Origin of the sequence: Collinsella sp. SGI.178, from assembly GCF_050313495.1 — a bacterium.
In the GTDB taxonomy this organism is placed as follows: domain Bacteria; phylum Actinomycetota; class Coriobacteriia; order Coriobacteriales; family Coriobacteriaceae; genus Collinsella.
In genome coordinates this window covers 1-17,608 of sequence record NZ_JBNPLM010000013.1, presented here as the reverse complement: position 1 = coordinate 17,608, position 17,608 = coordinate 1, and the positions used below count along the sequence as shown (strand labels likewise).

Annotated in this window: 17 protein-coding genes and 1 pseudogene; 9 read left to right on the top strand and 9 right to left on the bottom strand. The window is 57.1% G+C overall.

What is annotated here, in order from left to right; translation table 11 throughout:
- Nucleotides 1–101: 101 nt before the first annotated feature.
- A complete protein-coding gene (locus ACQRAQ_RS05145; RefSeq protein WP_427794137.1) occupies nt 102–1,499 on the bottom strand; it encodes an aminopeptidase in 1,398 nt (465 codons plus the stop codon).
- A gap of 166 nt (nt 1,500–1,665) precedes the next feature.
- Between ACQRAQ_RS05145 and polA the strand changes: the two genes are divergently transcribed.
- Nucleotides 1,666–4,416, top strand: a complete 2,751-nt coding sequence (gene polA / locus ACQRAQ_RS05140) for a DNA polymerase I (protein ID WP_427727593.1) — start codon at nt 1,666–1,668, stop codon at nt 4,414–4,416.
- A 272-nt stretch (nt 4,417–4,688) separates the two neighbouring features.
- Here polA and ACQRAQ_RS05135 read toward each other — a convergent pair whose 3' ends face one another.
- On the bottom strand, nt 4,689–5,516 hold the full coding sequence (locus ACQRAQ_RS05135; RefSeq protein WP_427727591.1) for an HAD family hydrolase: 828 nt from the start codon (nt 5,514–5,516) through the stop codon (nt 4,689–4,691).
- Nucleotides 5,517–6,069: 553 nt separating this feature from the next.
- Here ACQRAQ_RS05135 and ACQRAQ_RS05130 point away from each other — a divergent pair.
- The 4 genes from ACQRAQ_RS05130 (at nt 6,070) to ndk (ending at nt 10,040) form a co-directional block, all read left to right on the top strand.
- Nucleotides 6,070–7,296, top strand: coding sequence for an argininosuccinate synthase (locus ACQRAQ_RS05130; protein ID WP_427794136.1), 1,227 nt, complete (start codon nt 6,070–6,072; stop codon nt 7,294–7,296).
- A 234-nt stretch (nt 7,297–7,530) separates the two neighbouring features.
- Entirely contained in the window at nt 7,531–7,701 is a 171-nt protein-coding gene (locus ACQRAQ_RS05125) for a hypothetical protein (RefSeq protein WP_427794135.1), read from the top strand.
- Nucleotides 7,702–7,819: 118 nt separating this feature from the next.
- Nucleotides 7,820–9,250 (top strand): argininosuccinate lyase, encoded by a 1,431-nt coding sequence (argH, locus tag ACQRAQ_RS05120; protein ID WP_427794134.1) that lies wholly within the window; start codon nt 7,820–7,822, stop codon nt 9,248–9,250.
- 385 nt (nt 9,251–9,635) lie between these two features.
- Nucleotides 9,636–10,040: a nucleoside-diphosphate kinase gene (gene ndk, locus ACQRAQ_RS05115; RefSeq protein ID WP_055251725.1), complete on the top strand. Its 405-nt coding sequence runs from the start codon at nt 9,636–9,638 to the stop codon at nt 10,038–10,040.
- Between the two features lie 177 nt (nt 10,041–10,217).
- Here the strand turns inward: ndk and rpiB are convergent, their stop codons facing one another.
- Entirely contained in the window at nt 10,218–10,685 is a 468-nt protein-coding gene (gene rpiB, locus ACQRAQ_RS05110) for a ribose 5-phosphate isomerase B (protein ID WP_427719257.1), read from the bottom strand.
- 269 nt (nt 10,686–10,954) lie between these two features.
- Between rpiB and ACQRAQ_RS05105 the strand changes: the two genes are divergently transcribed.
- Complete coding sequence (locus tag ACQRAQ_RS05105; protein WP_427794133.1) at nt 10,955–12,277, top strand: serine dehydratase subunit alpha family protein; 1,323 nt, start codon at nt 10,955–10,957, stop codon at nt 12,275–12,277.
- 366 nt (nt 12,278–12,643) lie between these two features.
- On the opposite strand, the pseudogene ACQRAQ_RS05100 reads toward ACQRAQ_RS05105, so the two are convergent.
- From ACQRAQ_RS05100 to ACQRAQ_RS05075, 6 genes and pseudogenes are all read right to left on the bottom strand, one after another.
- Nucleotides 12,644–12,814: pseudogene (locus ACQRAQ_RS05100) on the bottom strand (helix-turn-helix transcriptional regulator); the annotation flags it as partial.
- Nucleotides 12,815–13,010: 196 nt separating this feature from the next.
- Nucleotides 13,011–13,364, bottom strand: a complete 354-nt coding sequence (locus ACQRAQ_RS05095; RefSeq protein ID WP_161159771.1) for a hypothetical protein — start codon at nt 13,362–13,364, stop codon at nt 13,011–13,013.
- 100 nt (nt 13,365–13,464) lie between these two features.
- The gene (locus tag ACQRAQ_RS05090; RefSeq protein ID WP_427794132.1) at nt 13,465–13,881 is read right to left on the bottom strand and encodes a hypothetical protein; all 417 of its coding nucleotides are present in this window, start codon (nt 13,879–13,881) and stop codon (nt 13,465–13,467) included.
- 136 nt (nt 13,882–14,017) lie between these two features.
- Nucleotides 14,018–14,170, bottom strand: coding sequence for a DUF4368 domain-containing protein (locus ACQRAQ_RS05085; RefSeq protein ID WP_427794131.1), 153 nt, complete (start codon nt 14,168–14,170; stop codon nt 14,018–14,020).
- A gap of 5 nt (nt 14,171–14,175) precedes the next feature.
- A complete protein-coding gene (gene mobV, locus ACQRAQ_RS05080) occupies nt 14,176–14,805 on the bottom strand; it encodes a MobV family relaxase (protein WP_427794130.1) in 630 nt (209 codons plus the stop codon).
- 183 nt (nt 14,806–14,988) lie between these two features.
- On the bottom strand, nt 14,989–15,384 hold the full coding sequence (locus tag ACQRAQ_RS05075; RefSeq protein ID WP_002588752.1) for a replication initiator protein A: 396 nt from the start codon (nt 15,382–15,384) through the stop codon (nt 14,989–14,991).
- A gap of 353 nt (nt 15,385–15,737) precedes the next feature.
- Between ACQRAQ_RS05075 and ACQRAQ_RS05070 the strand changes: the two genes are divergently transcribed.
- From ACQRAQ_RS05070 to ant(9), 3 genes are read left to right on the top strand one after another with little or no spacing between them, the layout of a single operon-like run.
- Nucleotides 15,738–15,920, top strand: coding sequence for a hypothetical protein (locus tag ACQRAQ_RS05070; RefSeq protein WP_427794129.1), 183 nt, complete (start codon nt 15,738–15,740; stop codon nt 15,918–15,920).
- A 24-nt stretch (nt 15,921–15,944) separates the two neighbouring features.
- On the top strand, nt 15,945–16,715 hold the full coding sequence (locus ACQRAQ_RS05065; protein ID WP_002578723.1) for a nucleoside phosphorylase: 771 nt from the start codon (nt 15,945–15,947) through the stop codon (nt 16,713–16,715).
- Between the two features lie 24 nt (nt 16,716–16,739).
- Nucleotides 16,740–17,516 (top strand): aminoglycoside nucleotidyltransferase ANT(9), encoded by a 777-nt coding sequence (ant(9), locus tag ACQRAQ_RS05060; protein ID WP_052084611.1) that lies wholly within the window; start codon nt 16,740–16,742, stop codon nt 17,514–17,516.
- The last annotated feature ends 92 nt before the right edge of the window (nt 17,517–17,608 follow it).

Below are 17,608 nucleotides of genomic sequence, written 5' to 3'. Positions count from 1 at the left end.
ACTCTCCTCTGCCAAAAAGGAAGTTGCGGTGTAATACGGTCTGTTTTGGCCGTTTATGGGCCAGTTTAGTCCGTATCTCACCGCAACTGATGAAGGGTTGATTATGCGCGCTCGAGGAAGGCCTTGTAGCCGCGATAGGCCTCGTAGATATCGGCCTTGTTGGCGACCTCCCACAGGGCGTGCATGGACAGGACGGCAACGCCGGAGTCGATGACGTTCATGCCGTACTTGGCCATGATGTAGGCGATGGTGCCGCCGCCGCCCGCGTTGACGCGACCGAGCTCGCAGGTCTGGAAGTCCACGCCGGCCTCGTCCATAATGTCGCGGATGAGGGCCATATACTCGGCGTCGGCGTCGTTGGAACCGCCCTTGCCGCGGCTGCCCGTGTACTTGTTAAAGCACAGGCCGCGACCCATAAAGGCTGCATTCTTGGTCTCGAACTTGCCGGCGTAGCCCGGATCGAAGCCGGCGGATACGTCAGAGGAGAGCATGCGGCTGCGGGCGAGTGCGCGGCGCAGGGCCAGCGGGCTGCCCTCGCCGGCGAGCGTCATGATCTCGGCGACGGTGTTCTCGAAGAAGCGGCTTGTCATGCCGGTGGCTCCCACGGAGCCAATCTCCTCCTTGTCGACGATGAGCGTGATGCTCGTGCGCTCCACGTTGGCCACATTGATCTGGGCGAGCATGGAGGGGTAGGCGCAGACGCGGTCGTCGTGGCCATAGCCCAAAATCATGGAGCGGTCGAGGCCCATGTCGCGGGCGGGGCCGGCGGGCACGACCTCGATTTCGGCGGAGAGGAAGTCCTCCTCCTCGACGTCGTACTGCTCCTTGAGGATATCCAGGAACATCTGCTTGACGGGCTCGGTGGGAGCGTCCTTGTCGTCCTCGTCAAATTTTACGGGACGGCCGCCCACGATCACGTCGAGGATCTCGGCGTCGACGGCGTCCTTGGCGGGCTTGGACATCTGCTCGCTCGAGAGGTGGATCAGCAGGTCGGAGATGGTAAAGACCGGATCGTCGACCTTGTCGCCGATGTTGATGTCGACGGTGGTGCCGTCCTTTTTGCAGATGACGCCCACGAGTGCGAGCGGGGAGGCCACCCAGTGGTAGCTCTTGACGCCACCGTAGTAGTGCGTGTCGAGGTAGGCCATGTCGCCGGCTTCGAACGCGGGATTCTGCTTGAGGTCCAGGCGCGGCGAGTCCACGTGGGCACCCAGGATGTTAAAGCCCTGCTCGAGCGGGGCGGTGCCCAGGTTGACGAGCATAAGATCCTTGCCATGGTTGGCGGCGTACACCTTGTCGCCTGCCTTGAGCTCGCGGCCTTCGGCGATCACGGTCTCCAGGTCGACGTATCCCGCCTCCTCGGCCATCTTGATGCCGGTCTTGACGCACAGGCGCTCGGTCTTGTTCTCGCTCAAAAACTGCTTATAGCCGCGGCAAAGCTCCTCGAGCTCCTCGATTTGCTTTGGCGTGTACTTTTTCCATGCGCAGGGACGCTCCATGACGCAGGCTCCTTTCGGATTGGTCGTGCTGGTTGTAGTACCGTGAGCCATCGTATCACGCGCGGGCTCACGGTGGCGGGGGAGCTTGATGTGCGGTGGCCGCGGGGCGGGGAGCGTGTAAACTGGGGTGAGCAAACCGTGTCCAGTCCAAAGCGAGGTATTCAATATGTCTGACAAGCGCCGCACCTTTGCCGTTATCGACGGCAACTCGCTCATGCACCGCGCCTTCCACGCCGTGCCGCCGACCATGAACGCGCCGGACGGTCGCCCCACCAACGCGATCTTTGGCTTTCTGAACATGTTTCTTAAGATGATCGATGCCTTTAGCCCCGACGGTGTGGTCGTGGCGTTTGACAAAGGCAAGCCGCGCGTGCGCATGGAGATGCTGCCGCAGTATAAGGCGCAGCGCCCGCCCATGGACCCCGATCTGCATGCGCAGTTTCCCATGATTAAGGAGCTGCTCACGGCGCTCAACGTGCCAATTCTGCAGTCCGAGGGCTGGGAAGGCGACGATATCCTGGGAACCATGGCGCGCCTGGGTGAGGAGGCCGGCTGCGACATGCTGCTGGTGACCGGCGACCGTGACATGTATCAGCTTGTGACCGAGCACGTCAACGTGGTCTCGACTCGCAAGGGCCTGTCCGACGTGGCGATCATGACGCCCGAGAGCGTGGACGACCTGTATCACGGCATTACGCCGGCGCTCGTGCCCGATTTTTACGGCCTGAAGGGCGATACGTCGGACAACATTCCCGGCGTACCGGGCATCGGCCCCAAAAAGGCGAGCGCGCTCATCGCGCAGTACGGCAGCTTGGACGAGGTCATTGCGCATGCTGACGAGGTCAAGGGCAAGATGGGCGAGAACCTGCGTGCACACATCGACGATGCGCTGCTGAGTCGCAAGGTTGCGACCATCCGCACCGATGCACCTGTCGAGCTCGACTTTGACGCGACGTCCTTCCCATCGTTTTCTGCCGATGAGGTGTCCGCGGCGCTGGGCGCACTTGGCATTACGGCCATGCAGAACCGCTTCCTGGCGCTGATTGGCGGCGAGGGCGGGGTCGTGCCCGCTGCCAGCGCGCTCGAGATACCCGCGGTTTCGCGTGCCGCCGCCGGCGATGCTGAGGCACTTACTGCTGTGGCGGCCGAGATCTCTCGCGCGATTGAAGCGGGCGAGTGGGTCGCCGCCGTGGTGGACGATGACAAGGAGGAGGGTGCGCTCTTTGGCCTGACGCGTACGCTGTGGCTGGCGACGTCCAAGGGACTCTTTGCGCTCGAGGAAGCCGATGACGGCACGCCTGCCGCTGTCGAGGGCTTCAATTCTGCCCACGGCGTTATCGCTGGCGTGCTCGCGCGCCTGTTTATGGAGGGCCGCGTGGCGAGCCCGGACATGAAGGCGTTGCTGCATGAGCTTTCGCCCATCGATTCTTCTGAGCCCGAGCTCATGGACCCGCTGGCAGTCGATTCCGTGCGCATCTTTGATACCGTGGTTGCCGCGTACCTGTTGGATTCCGACCGCTCCGAGTTTGACGAGGCATATCTGGCCGATACCTATCTGCAGATGGCGCTGCCTGCGGCGCGCGGTGCGGATGGTGCTGGCGAGGACGCTCCTGCTCCTGCTGCCCGTACCGTGGCGTTGACGCTGGCACTCGTGGCGCCGCTTCGCGACCGCATGGCCCGCGAGAACGCCGCCAACGTGTTCGATGGCATTGAGATGCCGCTCGTGCCGGTGCTTGCCAAGATGGAGCGCGCGGGCATGCTCGTAGATCCTGACCGGCTGCGCAGCCTGTCCGAGGGCCTGGCGACCCAGATCACCGAGGTCGAGCGCAGCATTCGCGACCTGGCAGGTGATGAGACGTTTAACATCGGCAGTCCCATGCAGCTCTCGCACGTGCTCTTTGACGTTATGGGGCTTCCGACCAAGGGCCTCAAAAAGACCAAGCGCGGGTACTATTCGACCAACGCCAAAGTGCTGAGCGACCTTGCGCGCGACCACGAAATCGTGCGCCTGATTTTGGACTGGCGTGAGAAGTCCAAGATCAAGTCGACCTATCTGGACACGCTAGGTCCGCTGCGCCGTGGTGACGGTCGCGTGCACACCACGTACAACCAGACCATCACGGCAACGGGTCGCCTGTCCTCGAGCGACCCGAACCTGCAGAACATCCCGACGCGCTCTGAGCTGGGCCGTACCGTTAAGACGGCGTTTTCGGCAGGCGAGGGCAGTGTCTTTTTGGCGGTGGACTACTCGCAGATCGAGCTGCGTCTACTCGCGCATCTCTCGGGTGACGAGCACCTGGTGCGCGCCTTTAACGAGGGCGAGGACTTCCATGCCGAGACGGCCGCGCGCGTGTTTGGCGTTCCCGTATCCGAGGTAACGCCCGACTTGCGCAGTCGCGCCAAGGCCGTGAACTTTGGCATTGTGTATGGTCAGCAGGCGTACGGTCTGTCGCAGTCGCTACATATCTCGATGGCCGAGGCGCGTGGCATGATCGATCGCTACTACGAGGCCTACCCGGGCGTGCGCACGTTCCTCGACAACGTGGTGGCGCGCGCCAAGCAGACGGGCTACGCCGAGACCATGTATGGCCGTCGTCGCCATATTCCGGAGCTCAAGGCCAAAAACCCGCAACTCCGTGGCTTTGGTGAGCGTACGGCCATGAACCACCCCATGCAGGGCACCGCCGCCGACATCATCAAGATCGCGATGGCCCGCGTAAGCCGCCGCCTGGAAGAAGAGGGCTTTGCCGCCCACATGATCTTGCAGGTGCACGACGAACTGGACTTTGAGTGCCCCGTCGACGAAGTCGAGCGCCTCACCGCCATGGTCCGCGACGTCATGGAACACGTAGTAGACCTCCGCGTACCCCTCATCGCCGAAGCCAGCACCGGCATAACCTGGGCCGACGCGAAATAGGAAAGCAACCACAGTTCCAAAGTAACTAAAGGCAGAAGGGGGCTCCTTGCCAACAAGGAGCCCCCTTCATTCCAAAAAATCAGCCAAGTATCTAGACACCCAAGACGCCATCTAGGCGGCAAGCAAGTCAACATAGCCATGCCCGGGGCCGGCCGTTTGATTTTTGTAGATTCCGCACGAGCCGAAGGCCACTTAATGTGGCCTTCGAGCGAGCCCAGGACCTGACCGAGCAAAAATCAAACGGCCGGCCCCGGGCATGGCGACGAGATAGATTACCGAGCCGCCAAGATGGCGTCGATGAGCGTCAGTACGCCCCCGTCGTTGTTGCTCGGAATGCGCCACTTGGCGTGCGCGTTCATATGCTCCTCGGCATTGTCCACGATAAAGCTATGCCCGACGCGCTCGAGCATAGGGATATCGTTGTAGGTGTCGCCCACGGCGGCGGCATCGGCGATATCGATGCCCAAGTGCTCGCACAGGTGCGCGACGCCGGCGCCCTTGTCGACGCCCAGGTTCATAAAGTCGATCCACTCGCGGCCCGCATTGGTGACGTAGAGCTGATCCGAGAACGCGGGGTTATAGGTCTCGCGGAACGCAGGCTCGGCGTCGTAGGCGGGGAAGAAGATCGAAATCTTGTTGGATTCGACGTCAAGACCCTCAAAGGTGTCGATGTAGTTGATGGCAGAATAGTAGATGCTGATCTCGTCGTGGTACTTGTGGTCGCGCGCCAAAACGTAAGCATCGTCATAGCAGCACAGGACGGGAACGGCACGCGGGTCCTCCACGGCATGTGCCAGGACCTTGTGGTAGAGCGCCACATCGATGTTGCTCTTATAGATATAGTTGCCGCGATATATCACGCACGCGCCGTTATCGGGGCAAAAAGCGAGGCGGTTCTTGATGTCCTCGAACATCTCCTCGAGCTTGGGGGCGGGACGTCCGCTGGCGGGGCAGAATACGATGCCGGCTTCGGCGAGCTTGTCCAGGCGTTCGTCAAGGCCTTGCGGCAGCACGCGCTCGTCGGTCAGCAGCGTCTTGTCCATGTCGACGGCGATGAGCTTAATGTTTCCGATATTGGCGTCCGATTCGTAAGTTTGCATAAAACGCGCCTTTCGTTTCGAAATTGTTTCAGACGTTATAACCATCAACTCGTAACCAGGCGTATTTTCGCAGGAACGGAGCGTATTTGCACTGCATTTCACAAACTAATGAAAAAACTTTTCAGAAATTTGAATTTGTCGCTTGTGCAGCAGGCACTTTAGCGTAATATAGCGACCATCGAAAACGGAGGCGGCAAAAGAGCCGCTTACCGAGGAAAAGGTACCGTTTGCGATATTAGAATTGCGCCCGGCGATAGGTGAAAGGAGAGGCAGATGCAGTTCGTAAAGATCATCACCACTGCAGACAATGCCATCCGACGCCAGCGCGCAATTTCCCGACGACGATAACAATCGTCTCTGTCCGCATGGGGCGAATTGCCTCAACAGAGTCATTTTAAGGTCGTTGGGTTTTAGCACGACATTGCTGCATGTTTCTAGGGCATGTATGTGCTGATTTTTGCTATTTAACCTGATATTGCACGGTACGTGACCTTGAAATGACTTGCAACTGACCGATGTTCTAACTAGCTACCAAGGGCGAAAGGAAACAGCCATGAGCAAGGAAAAAGTCGTTCTCGCATATTCCGGTGGTCTTGATACATCCGTATGTGTCAAGTGGCTCCAGGACGAGAAGAATCTCGATGTCGTTTGCGTCTGCGGCAACGTGGGCCAGGAGGAGACCGGCCTGGATGCCAAGAAACAGAAAGCGCTCGACCTGGGCGTTCTTGATTGCCAGGTGCTCGACCTGCGCGATGAGTTCTCCGATGAGTTCCTGACCAAGGCCATCGCCGCAAATTCCATGTACGAGAACAAGTACCCGCTGCTTTCCGCTCTGTCTCGCCCGCTGCTCGCCAAGAAGCTTGTCGAGGTCGCCCACGAGTTTGGCGCGACCTACGTCGCCCACGGCTGCACCGGCAAGGGTAACGACCAGGTTCGTTTTGAGGCTGCCGTCAAGGCCCTCGACCCCGAGCTTAAGGTTTTCGCCCCGGTTCGCGAGTGGGATCTGAAGTGCCGTCCCGACGAGGTCGCCTATGCTCACGCCCACAACGTGCCGGTTCCCGAGGGTGCCAACGACAACCCCTATTCCATCGACGACAACCTGTGGGGTCGTGCCATTGAGTGCGGCCACCTGGAGGATCCCTGGAACGAGCCGCTCGACGACGCCTGGGTTATGACCAAGAATCCCGAGGACACGCCCGACACCCCGACCTACACCGAGATTGAGTTTGAGGCCGGCAAGCCCGTCGCCGTCGACGGCAAGAAGATGAAGCTCTCCGAGATCGTCATCGCCCTCAACAAGATTTCGGGCGATAACGGCTTTGGTCGTCTCGACCTGGTCGAGGATCGTCTGGTGGGCCTCAAGAGCCGCGAGTGCTATGAGGTTCCCGGCGCCCTGACGCTTATCACCGCCCACAAGGCGCTCGAGGATATTTGCGTCGAGGGCGATCTGCTCAAGACCAAGATTAAGCTCGAGCAGGATTGGGCCACCGCCGTGTACAACGGCCAGTGGTACAGCCCGCTCAAAAACGCACTCGACGCCTTTATGGCCGATACCCAGAAGTTCGTGACCGGCACCGTCCGCCTGAAGTTCTTTAAGGGCAACTGCCATGTTGTCGGCCGCAAGAGCCCCTTCAGCCTCTATGACTACGGTCTGGCCACCTACGACCGCGACACCACGTTTGACGAGAAGGCCAGCGCCGGCTTTATCGAGATCGACACGCTGTCGCTCAAGACGTGGGCCAAGGTCCAGGGTCCCAGCTCTGCTGCCGCCCAGGCTTAAGTCTTTCTCCCTTGGTATCCGCGCGGCCCATCCGCGTGATACATAACGGGCGCATGGGGTCCCTACCTTTCGTTATGCTTGCTGACACTTCTTAACATCGGTGGCCCCTACATTCCGCCCGCATATATGATGCCGCGTCTGCGGCTGAGTCCGAGCCCCGCCGGGGTTGTCCGGCGGGGCTCCTTCTATCAATTTGGCGGCTCTGCGCCTATATATATCTGAGGAGTATCCATTATGTTCAATGCTATCGCGCATGCTTTACTTGCCCTCGCGCCCGAGTTCGATGCTGCAAAGGTCGAGGATGTCCCTATGAGCCTGGAGGCATGGATTGACGGCTCGGCAAGCAACGGCTGGCGGGAGTCGATGGGCGCCAAGTGCCTGGTGCGTCACTTCTTTGCAAATTAGCCACATGGTCTCGCGCTCGGTGGGGAATGTGCAAAACTAGCGGTTGATAAATCGCTTTAGCGACATGGCGCTTTGCTTTGGGCGCTTGTTTTGGTATTTAGAGAAAGGGGACGGTTCCATGGCTCTTTGGGGCGGTCGTTTTGAGACAGGCGTGGCCGAGGTCACGCAGGAGTTTGGCGCGTCGCTGCCGGTCGACAAACATCTCTATAAGCAGGATATCGCTGGCTCTAAGGCACATGCCAAGATGCTGGCGGCCCAGGGCATTATCAGTGCAAAGGACGAGCAGGCGATTGCCGAGGGTCTGACCGCAATCGAACAGGATATCGATGCCGGCAACTTCACCTTCGATATCAACGACGAGGACATTCATATGTCCATCGAGAGCGAGCTGACCCGTCGCATCGGCGAGGCGGGCAAGCGCCTGCATACCGGGCGTTCGCGCAACGACCAGGTGGCGACCGATACGCGCCTGGGCGTCAAGGCGCTGGCCAAGGAGCTCATGGAGGCCAATCTTGAGCTGCGCCACGTGCTGGTGGATGCGGCCAAACAGTACGACAAGGTGATTCTGCCGGGTTACACGCACATGCAGCATGCTCAGCCCGTGCTGCTGTCGCATCATCTGCTGGCGTATTCTTGGATGTTCGCGCGCGACTTTACACGCCTGAAGGCCGCCTTTGATGCTGCCGACAACTGCCCACTGGGCGCTGCCGCGCTTGCCGGTACGAGCTATCCGCTCGATCGTCAGATGACGGCCGCCGAACTTGGCTTTGCGGGCGTGATTCCCAACTCGCTCGATGCGGTTTCCGACCGTGATTTCCTCCTCGACCTGCATTACGCCGGCTCCGTCATGGCGATGCACCTGTCGCGTCTTTCCGAGGAGATCGTGCTGTGGTCGAGCTCCGAGTTTGGCTTTATCACGCTTTCCGACTCGTATTCCACTGGCTCGTCCATCATGCCGCAGAAGAAGAACCCCGATTTTGCCGAACTTATCCGCGGCAAGAGCGGCCGAGTCTATGGCAACCTGGTGCAGCTGCTCGTGACCATGAAGGGCCTGCCGCTCGCTTATAACAAGGACTTGCAGGAGGACAAGGAGGGCGCGCTCGATACCGCCCATACGATCATGCAGTGCCTGTCCGTTATGGCCGGTATGATTTCGACCTGGACCGTCAACGAGGATGCCATGGCGCGCGAGTGCGGCGTGGGGCACCTTGCCGCCACCGATGTTGCCGATTACCTGGCCAAGCGTGGCCTGCCGTTCCGCGAGGCCCACGCCGTGGTGGGCCATTTGGTCCTGATGTGCGAGAAGCGCGGCTGCAATCTTGAGGACCTGCCGTTTGAGGTGTTCCAAGAGGCAAGCCCGCTCTTTGAGCACGACATTACCGAGGCGCTCGACATCCCGTCGATTGTCGCTGCACGCACGACCGAGGGCGGTACCGCCCCTGCCGCCGTTGCCGTGCAGCTGCAGCGTGCCCAGGCACAACTCGTTGCCGACGAAGGTGTGCTTGGATCGCTGACCAAGGTCGTCGAGATGGGCCACGGGGCAAAGTAAGGGTTTAGTTGAAGCGGCTTTGGCTATTTATTGATAAATCGTTTTTGCTTTTACGGGCGTCTGTTGCTGCGGGCGCCCGTATTTTGTTGTAATGGGGAAGGGGCTTATCGAGAACTTCTGTAGGACCTTTGGGCAGGTTGTGAAGGGGGTACGTTCACGGGCGGCAACCGACCGTCCGCTCGGTTCGGTGCGGTTGATGCGCGGTCGGATGGTACTCTAATCGGGCTTCGAAACAGAAGTGACGCATATGGAACGTTTTAATAAATTGTAGTGTTTCAATAAACAGTTTTTTGTTTAACTGCAGCTAAAACTCTGTTACGATGCAGTCCAGGCGGGTGCCGGAATGGGACTTGGGCACGCGCGAACCTACTTGAAAGGCTACCTTATGGCTATCGAGAAGACCTTCATCATGATTAAGCCCGACGCTGTGCGCGATCGCAAGATCGGCGAGATCGTCGCTCGCATTGAGCGTAGCGGCCTTGTCATCGAGCGCATGGAGATGACCACGCTCGAGCGTGCTACCGTCGAGGAGCACTACGCCCATCTGGCCGACAAGCCCTTCTTTGGCGGTCTCTGCGACTTTATGACGAGCGGTCCGGTCGTCAAGATGGTCGTTTCCGGTCTCTCCGCTGTCTCCAAGATGCGCACCCTTATGGGCGCTACCAACCCGCTTGACGCTGCCCCCGGCACCATTCGCGGCGACTTCGCTGTCGATGTCAACGCCAACGTGATCCACGGCTCCGACTGCCTGGAGAACGCCGAGATCGAGATCAAGCGCTTCTTTGGCTAAACCAGCTTTGACTCCTCAAAGCTGTTAGCGTGTGGCTTTGGCGCCGCGGAATTCCATCCGCGGCGCCCTTTTTATTCCAGTAGATTTCTAGGTATATCCCAAAAAACTACTAAACAGCCCCCGTCCGGATGTTTCTTCCGGGCGGGGGCTGGCGTTAGCGTATGGCTTTGTAGGTCTTTAAGCCTCGTCGACGACCTTGAGTCCGCGGGTCTGGTCGATCTCGTTGATGAGATTGACGCGACGCTCGTGGCGGCCGCCCTCAAACTCGGCGTCGAGCCACTCGTCGACAATCATCTTGGCGAGTTCGGAGCCCACGACGCGGGCACCAAAGGCGAGCACGTTGGTGTTGTTGTGCATGCGGGAGAGCTTGGCGCTGAAGGGCTCGGAGCACACGACGGCGCGTACGCCCTCGACCTTGTTGGCAGCCAGGCTAATTCCGACGCCGGTGCCACAGATGAGGATGCCCAGGTCGACGTCGCCGTTGGCAACGGCCTTACCCACCTTGTAGCCGGCGATGGGGTAGTCAAAGCTCTCGGAGGTGTCGGTGCCAAAGTTCACGACCTCGCAGCCGCGCTCCTTCAGGTGCTCGGAGATGATGTTCTTGAGCTCGACGGCGGCGTGGTCGTTACCGATACCGATCTTCATGGATGCTTCCTCTCTGGTCTGTGCGGCGAGATTGCTAAAGGTTTTACCGCGTTCGACTGCATGATAGCGCGACTTTTGTGTAAACGCTCGGGCGTTTTTTGCTCAAACGCTTTAGCATGCAATAAGACCGGCTTATCATAAATAATGCCGCCAATTTGTGCTCGAGCGCCGTCCGCCGGAACCATGGTTGTGGTTTTTGATGCATTGTTATCAAATAAAATAGCGAACTATTTTGAGAGCCCAGCCCGTTATACAAGTAGGAGATACCTATGCCTGCCGATTCCCTTCGTGATACCGCGTTTTGCGATGTTTTGAACCGCGAGCTTGTCTGTGCGCTCGGCTGCACCGAGCCCATTGCCGTTGCCTATGCAGCGGCGCTGGCGAGCCAGACGCTCGGCTGCGAACCCGACCATATGGATGTTGCCTGCTCGGGCAACATCATCAAGAACGTAAAGAGCGTGACCGTGCCTAACTCGGGCGGTATGCATGGTATTGAAGCCGCGGCCGTGCTGGGTGCTGTGGGCGGCGACGCCAAGAGCGCGCTCGAGGTGCTCGAGAGTGTTGACGATAAAGACCGTGCTCGCGTGGCCGAGCTCCTCGCCGATGCCGGCTACTGCGATGTGTCGCTTGTCGAGGGCGTGCCCAACCTCTACATCAAGGTGACTGCCACGGCCGGGGGGCATACCGCGGTCGTCGAGATTACCGACCACCACACCAATGTTACGTGCCATACACTCGACGGTATTCCGGTGTGCGGCAAGTCGGTGGGGGAGTGTGCCGCCTGCGCCGAGCGCGTGGTGGCCGAGCGCGCGGCAGATAGCGCCGACACGCCCATGTCGATTGAGACCATCATCGACTTTATTGAGGACGGCGATGTTGAGGGTGCTCGCGCTGCCGTTGAGCGTCAGATCGAGCTGAACGGCGCCATTAGCGCAGAGGGCTTGGCGCACGCTTGGGGCGCCGAGGTGGGCCGTACGCTGCTGGGCGCTCGTGCCGATGACGTCGCCTGCCGTGCCCGTGCCCGTGCAGCCGCCGGGTCCGACGCCCGCATGAACGGCTGCGCACTGCCGGTCGCCATTGTGTGCGGCTCGGGCAATCAGGGCATTACCTGTGCATTGCCCGTTATGGAATATGCCGAGTACCTGCGCTGCGACCACGAGCGCCTGGTGCGCGCCGTGATGCTGTCCGATCTTATTGCCGTGCATATCAAAAGCTATATTGGTGCACTTTCGGCGTTTTGCGGTGCTATTTGCGCCGCGTGCGGTGCCGGCGCTGCGATTACCTGGCTGTGCGGTGGCACGCGTGATCAGATCGGCGCGACGGTCTCGAATACGCTCGGCAACGTGGGCGGCATCGTGTGCGATGGCGCCAAGGCGAGCTGTGCCGCCAAGATTTCCGCAGCCGTTGATGCGGCGATTCTGGGCCACGATATGGCCATGCAGGGCCGCGGCTTCCGTGCCGGCGAGGGCCTGATTCAGGATACGGTGGAAGAGACGATCGCCAGCATGGGCTATGTGGGCCGCGTTGGCATGAAGGATACCGACGTCGAGATCCTCAACATCATGATCGGCAAGACCATCGTCGACTGCTAGGGGCTCTGGGGCACTGCATCTTGTTGTTGAAACTATCGCGCTTGTGGCTGTAAAGCACCTGTCTGCATTGCGGACAGCGAGGATCTCGCGGTATGTCACCAGGTCGTTCTCGCGCTTGATGCGCTCGAGGACGGTCGCGACAACAAGCGCCGCTATCGCCGGCAGGAACGCCGCAGCCGCGGCGACGCCGGCGCCCCAGGTGCCCTCCATCCAGTTAAACGCCGGCGACAGTATCAGTGCGAACGCCACCGCCAGCAACGCGAGCATCAGCACGGCCAGCCATAGCATCCGCGTTCCCATGCGCTTGCGATCTCTTTCGACTGCCTCTTCCATAACGGTCACGTCTCCCTTCACGAGCGTGTCTATGGAGGTGCCGAATAGGATGCTCAGCATGAGCAGGCTCTGGACGTCCGGATACGTCTTGTCCCGCTCCCAGTTCGAGATCGTCTGACGCGACACGTAGAGTTTCTCGGCGAGCTGTTCTTGGGAGAGCCCCATCGCCTCGCGCCTCGTCTTGATCTGGTTGCTGATGTCCATCGTCACCTCCCGGTCGTGAAGGAGCGTCCCGCGAACACGTAGGGTGCGCTATCGAATCTGTTGTACATCATATGCGGCATGGCTTGCCGGGCGCTGCGAAAACTGTTTTGCACGGGGTTTACCCGCATGATTGTTACTGCGATGCGTGCCATCGCCGCGGGGAGATCTGGCTTGTGGAGGCTTGCGGGGCGATGGCTTAGCGATGCTGTCGAGCAATCGTCCAAGTGCGCAGGCCCATGGCGGCGTAGCCGATTGCGGTATAGGCAACCCCATGGAACGCAAGGTCCCGGCTGCCCTCGACCGCGAGGGGAAACAGGAGCGCGGATCCGATTCCGAGCGCCGCGGGTATCCAGAAGAGCGTCCTCGCGGAGTTCGCGGCGAGCAGGCCGAGGGCGATCGCAGTTACGGGGAGCACGAGGTAGATCAGCGTCATCATGGCGATCATGCCGGCATCGGATGGGACGACCCTCACCAGGAGGACGGGGATTGCCCAGCAGGCGCCAACGATTGCGATCAATGCGATGAGGGACGCGCGTACGGTGACGTTCATGGGGCACCTCCTAACGGGAATCGCCCCCATTCTGGCATACATCTTCAGAATGGGGGCTAAGGGGGATACCATTTCGGGGAACGGGCGCGTACCCGCGCTTTTAACTCAGCATCTTGGCGAGCATGCCGATGCCGACGCCCACCAGTCCGCCGGCGATGGCGCCGATGATGATCTGCACCGCGTTGCGCGTGCCCTTGACCCAAGGGTTCATCTCGCGCTCACGGCGCCCCTCGAGCGTGTCGCGATCGACCTGCTCGCCGCGGCTAAACGCCAACACCTCGCGGTACGTGACGAGGTCGTGCTGCTTCTTCATGCGTTCCATATACACGAACGCCACGAGCATCACGACGAGCGCCACGGCGGCAAACGCCGCGGTGGGCGCGATGTGCATGCCCCAGCCCCATTCGAGCTGGAACGCCGCCCACGCGCTCAGCACCAAAAACACGACCGCGCTCACGACCGTGATTGTGGAGAGGGCGTTGTACTTCTTGACCGCTTCGTTCATTACCTGTGCCATGGTTTCTACATCTCCTTTGATGAGGGAGTCCACGGTCACCCCGAACACGTTGGAAAGCAGCAGCAGGCTCTGGACATCCGGATACGTACGGCCAGTTTCCCTTAGTTAAAGATATTGTTGGGTATCTCAAGATGTGTCATTCGATTTTGCCGATAAAGCGGTAGAAGATTTCCACTTCCTGTTCCCGGCTTCCGTCCTCACTTTTGACCGCTTCATGGACAAGGATTTTTTCAATCAGCGTATTCAGAAGTTCAGCCGTCAATTCTGTGGGATTGACATACTGTTTCATCAGACCTATCCACTTTTCAGCGTCAACCGCTGTCTGGGCGGCGACCTCCATCGCTTCGTGAAGCCGTTCAATTTTTGCTTCCGGCCTGTCCTGCTGGCGCTCTCCCCACGCTCCAAGTCAGGATATTTCTCCACCATATAGGCGTGAAAATCGTCCTGCCACTTCGTCAGGTTTGCCCGGTTGCCGATAATCTCCTTTGCACACAGGCGGTTGTCCTTTGTCAGCGGAACAAAGGTCAAATGCAGGTGGGGCGTTTTCTCGTCCATGTGTACCACCGCCGACACGATATTTTCCCGTCCTACCCGGCCAATGAGGAAGTCCGCCGCCCTCTGGAAAAACGCCTGTATCTCCTTTGGGGATTTCCCCTTGAAAAACTCCGGGCTGGCAGTTACCAGCGTATCGACAAACCGTGTGCTGTCCTTGCGGGTTCGGCACCCGGCCTGTTCAATGCGGTTTTGAATGAAATGATAGTACCTGCCCTCTGGCTTGACGATATGAAAGTTGTACTTGCTCCGGCTTGTGTCAATGTCGGGGTTGCTGGCGTATTGTTCTTTCTGTCTTTCGTGATGGGCTTCCAGCGGCCTTGCCGGGTTGCCCTTGTGCTTCTCAAACCGCAAAATTGCGTGTTGTGCCATTCTGCTCCTTTCCCCATTCCTTTCCTATCCGGGGTTTTCCACAGGGAAAATCCCGCAGAAATTAGCTCGGATAGGATTGGAATGGATAGAATATAAATAAATCTTTTTAATCTTTGTATTTCTATATACCGTCCGGTTTTCGTACTTCCGGGGAGTGATTTCCTCACTTCATAAGTACGGTTTTCAGCCCTCCGGCGTACCAGAACCGGATTTCTTGAAGTCGGTGTTTGGAACCGCTTCATAGGATTTTGGGAAAATGCGGTTGGGTTTTCCACAGCCCTGCTTCTGGATCTCCACCAGCCCGGCGTATTGCAGTTCCCGCAGGGTGTTTACCGCTTTCTGCCGCCCACAGTGGAGCAGGTCAACCACCTCGCAGATGGGATAGTACAGATAAATCCGTCCGCAATCATCCGCCCACCCATTCTTGCGGGATAACTCTGTCCGGCGCAGGATAAAGGCGTACAGAACCTTTGCCTCGTTGGACAAGGGCTTGAATGTGGGGGCTTCAAAGAGGAAATTCGGGAGCCGGGTGAAGCTGAACGCCTTTTCCGGCTGATGGATATAGATGGTATTTGTCATAGTGCGTTTTGTGGACGGTTAGAAGCCCGTTTTCCGGGGCGGGCGATACTTTATACCACCAGCCCCGGTTTGGGGCTTGCGAAGCCTGATAAATCAAGGCTTTTTTCGCTCCTAACTGTCCACAGCAGACCTCCTTTTCCGTTCACTTTCTGTTTTCTGCCGCCTGTGAACTCTGGCGGCACAGCCGGGGCAGTATTTTGCCCGGTTGGATTTGGGGACGAACACACCGCCGCAGACCTCACAGCGTTTCAAGTCCTTATCCCGGAAAATCTCCGCTTCCAGCGTCCCGTCCAGCGGCAAGACCGCCCAGCGGAACCAAAGACATTGACAACGGGGAACAGCCGGGAGAAGCTGTGACCGCCGCTATGTTCCAAGCCATGCGGGACGCACTGGCGGAACAGAAACAAAAACCACTTTCCATTGACGATGTAACGGCGATGATAGCTGGACAGATCGGACAGCTTGCACCGATGGATGAAGAAACTGCCGACCTGTTCAAGCAGTTGGCAAAAAAGATGATGAAAGGAATAGAATAATAGCCTGTTATTCGAGATAATAATATGCCATTAGTAAAGCATGACTACCCTGTTTTAGAGTACGATACCGCATCAAAAGCTGTTTTTCAGCCGGGAAATGGGAAAAAATGTTTTCCTGCAAAAGCAGTGTTTGCTTTTTTAGGAGACGAGGTTGAAAATTATGCACATACCCATGATGGAATACAGATAGATGAATTTGAAAGTGCAACAAGACGATATCCTATTTATGAATGTCTTTATAATCAGGAGAAAATATGTCTATGTCCGGCTCCTGTGGGAAGTGCTGCTGCCGTCCAAGTTTTAGAATATTTAATTGCAGGGGGTGTAACAAAGATTATTTCCGTCGGCTCCTGCGGCGTATTGGAAGACATCCCGGAAAATAGATTTTTGATACCTGTTTCTGCATTGAGAGATGAGGGAACATCTTACCATTATCTTCCTCCCTCCCGAGAAGTAGAGATTTCAAAGGCTGGTATAAATGCGATTGAATCTGCTTTAAGCCAAAAGAATATACCATATTGGGAAGTTAAAACATGGACAACAGACGGTTTTTATCGAGAAACAGTAGAAATGGTTCAGTATCGGAAAGAAGAGGGATGTCAAGTAGTAGAAATGGAATGTTCCGCATTGGCGGCGTGTGCAAAATTTAGAAAAGTTACATGGGCTATGCTGCTTTTTTCAGCCGATACTCTTGCAGACCCTCATAAATACCAAGAAAGAGAATGGGGAAAAACAAGTATATCCATAGCCTTAGAATTAGCCTTAGACGCTGTTTTATCAGTTGTTGAGGAGTAAAAATAAATACATATAGGAGTTACAATGAATATAAATGAATTTCCACAACAAGTAAATCAAGTTATTTCAATAGCAGAAACCATATTACAAGGTCAAATATTGGGGATATATTTATATGGTTCAGCAACAATGAATGGGCTGCGTCCAGATAGTGATATAGATATACTGATAATTACTAAACAAGAATTGAGTAATTCAATCAGAGCAGATCTAACAAAGCAATTATTGAAAATTTCTGGCTCCGTAGGCTGTATTGAAAAAAGACCTTTAGAGGTAACTATTATCAATCAATCTGATATTGTTCCGTTGCAATTTCCGCCAAAATGTCAGTATATGTATGGTGAATGGCTAAGGGGAGAGATGGAAGCAGGAGAATATCCGCAAGCCTGCAATGACCCAGATATAATGATTTTATTATGGCAAGCAAGAAAAAATAGCATAACTTTGAAGGGGGCGGAAAGCAAAGAGCTTATTCCCGCTATCCCATTTCACGAAATTAAAAAAGCAATTCGATTTTCTTTACCTGGTTTGATTTCCAGCTTTAAGGGTGATGAAAGAAATGTGTTATTAACCTTATCACGAATGTGGTTTACTTTAGTAACAGAAGAAATCACGACAAAAGATGTTGCCGCAAAATGGGTAATTTTAAAATTGCCGGAGAGATTTTCCCCCCTGCTAACAACGGCAAAGGAAGCTTATTTGGGAAATTTGTCTGATGAATGGGAGACAGTAGAAAAGGAAGCGATGGCACTTGTAGAATATATGAAAAAACAAATTGAGGAATTACTTAGAACAGAGTAGCAAAGTTAGCGGGGCCAATCAACGGTCAAGATGAACGGCGCATAAATGCGCCGCCGTTGACAGTCCCGCCCGTCTTTGCTGATGGGCAATCA

What these genes read in the sequence shown, in the direction of transcription:
- ACQRAQ_RS05085 (WP_427794131.1), bottom strand. Translation starts at nt 14,170, where the DNA reads ATGAAACAGTATGTCAATCCCACAGAATTGACGGCTGAACTTCTGAAT.
- ACQRAQ_RS05065 (WP_002578723.1), top strand. Translation starts at nt 15,945, where the DNA reads ATGCCATTAGTAAAGCATGACTACCCTGTTTTAGAGTACGATACCGCA.
- ndk (WP_055251725.1), top strand. Translation starts at nt 9,636, where the DNA reads ATGGCTATCGAGAAGACCTTCATCATGATTAAGCCCGACGCTGTGCGC.
- ACQRAQ_RS05095 (WP_161159771.1), bottom strand. Translation starts at nt 13,364, where the DNA reads ATGAACGTCACCGTACGCGCGTCCCTCATCGCATTGATCGCAATCGTT.
- argH (WP_427794134.1), top strand. Translation starts at nt 7,820, where the DNA reads ATGGCTCTTTGGGGCGGTCGTTTTGAGACAGGCGTGGCCGAGGTCACG.
- ACQRAQ_RS05090 (WP_427794132.1), bottom strand. Translation starts at nt 13,881, where the DNA reads ATGGCACAGGTAATGAACGAAGCGGTCAAGAAGTACAACGCCCTCTCC.
- ACQRAQ_RS05145 (WP_427794137.1), bottom strand. Translation starts at nt 1,499, where the DNA reads ATGGAGCGTCCCTGCGCATGGAAAAAGTACACGCCAAAGCAAATCGAG.
- ACQRAQ_RS05135 (WP_427727591.1), bottom strand. Translation starts at nt 5,516, where the DNA reads ATGCAAACTTACGAATCGGACGCCAATATCGGAAACATTAAGCTCATC.
- mobV (WP_427794130.1), bottom strand. Translation starts at nt 14,805, where the DNA reads ATGGCACAACACGCAATTTTGCGGTTTGAGAAGCACAAGGGCAACCCG.
- ACQRAQ_RS05105 (WP_427794133.1), top strand. Translation starts at nt 10,955, where the DNA reads ATGCCTGCCGATTCCCTTCGTGATACCGCGTTTTGCGATGTTTTGAAC.
- polA (WP_427727593.1), top strand. Translation starts at nt 1,666, where the DNA reads ATGTCTGACAAGCGCCGCACCTTTGCCGTTATCGACGGCAACTCGCTC.
- ACQRAQ_RS05130 (WP_427794136.1), top strand. Translation starts at nt 6,070, where the DNA reads ATGAGCAAGGAAAAAGTCGTTCTCGCATATTCCGGTGGTCTTGATACA.
- ACQRAQ_RS05075 (WP_002588752.1), bottom strand. Translation starts at nt 15,384, where the DNA reads ATGACAAATACCATCTATATCCATCAGCCGGAAAAGGCGTTCAGCTTC.
- ACQRAQ_RS05125 (WP_427794135.1), top strand. Translation starts at nt 7,531, where the DNA reads ATGTTCAATGCTATCGCGCATGCTTTACTTGCCCTCGCGCCCGAGTTC.
- rpiB (WP_427719257.1), bottom strand. Translation starts at nt 10,685, where the DNA reads ATGAAGATCGGTATCGGTAACGACCACGCCGCCGTCGAGCTCAAGAAC.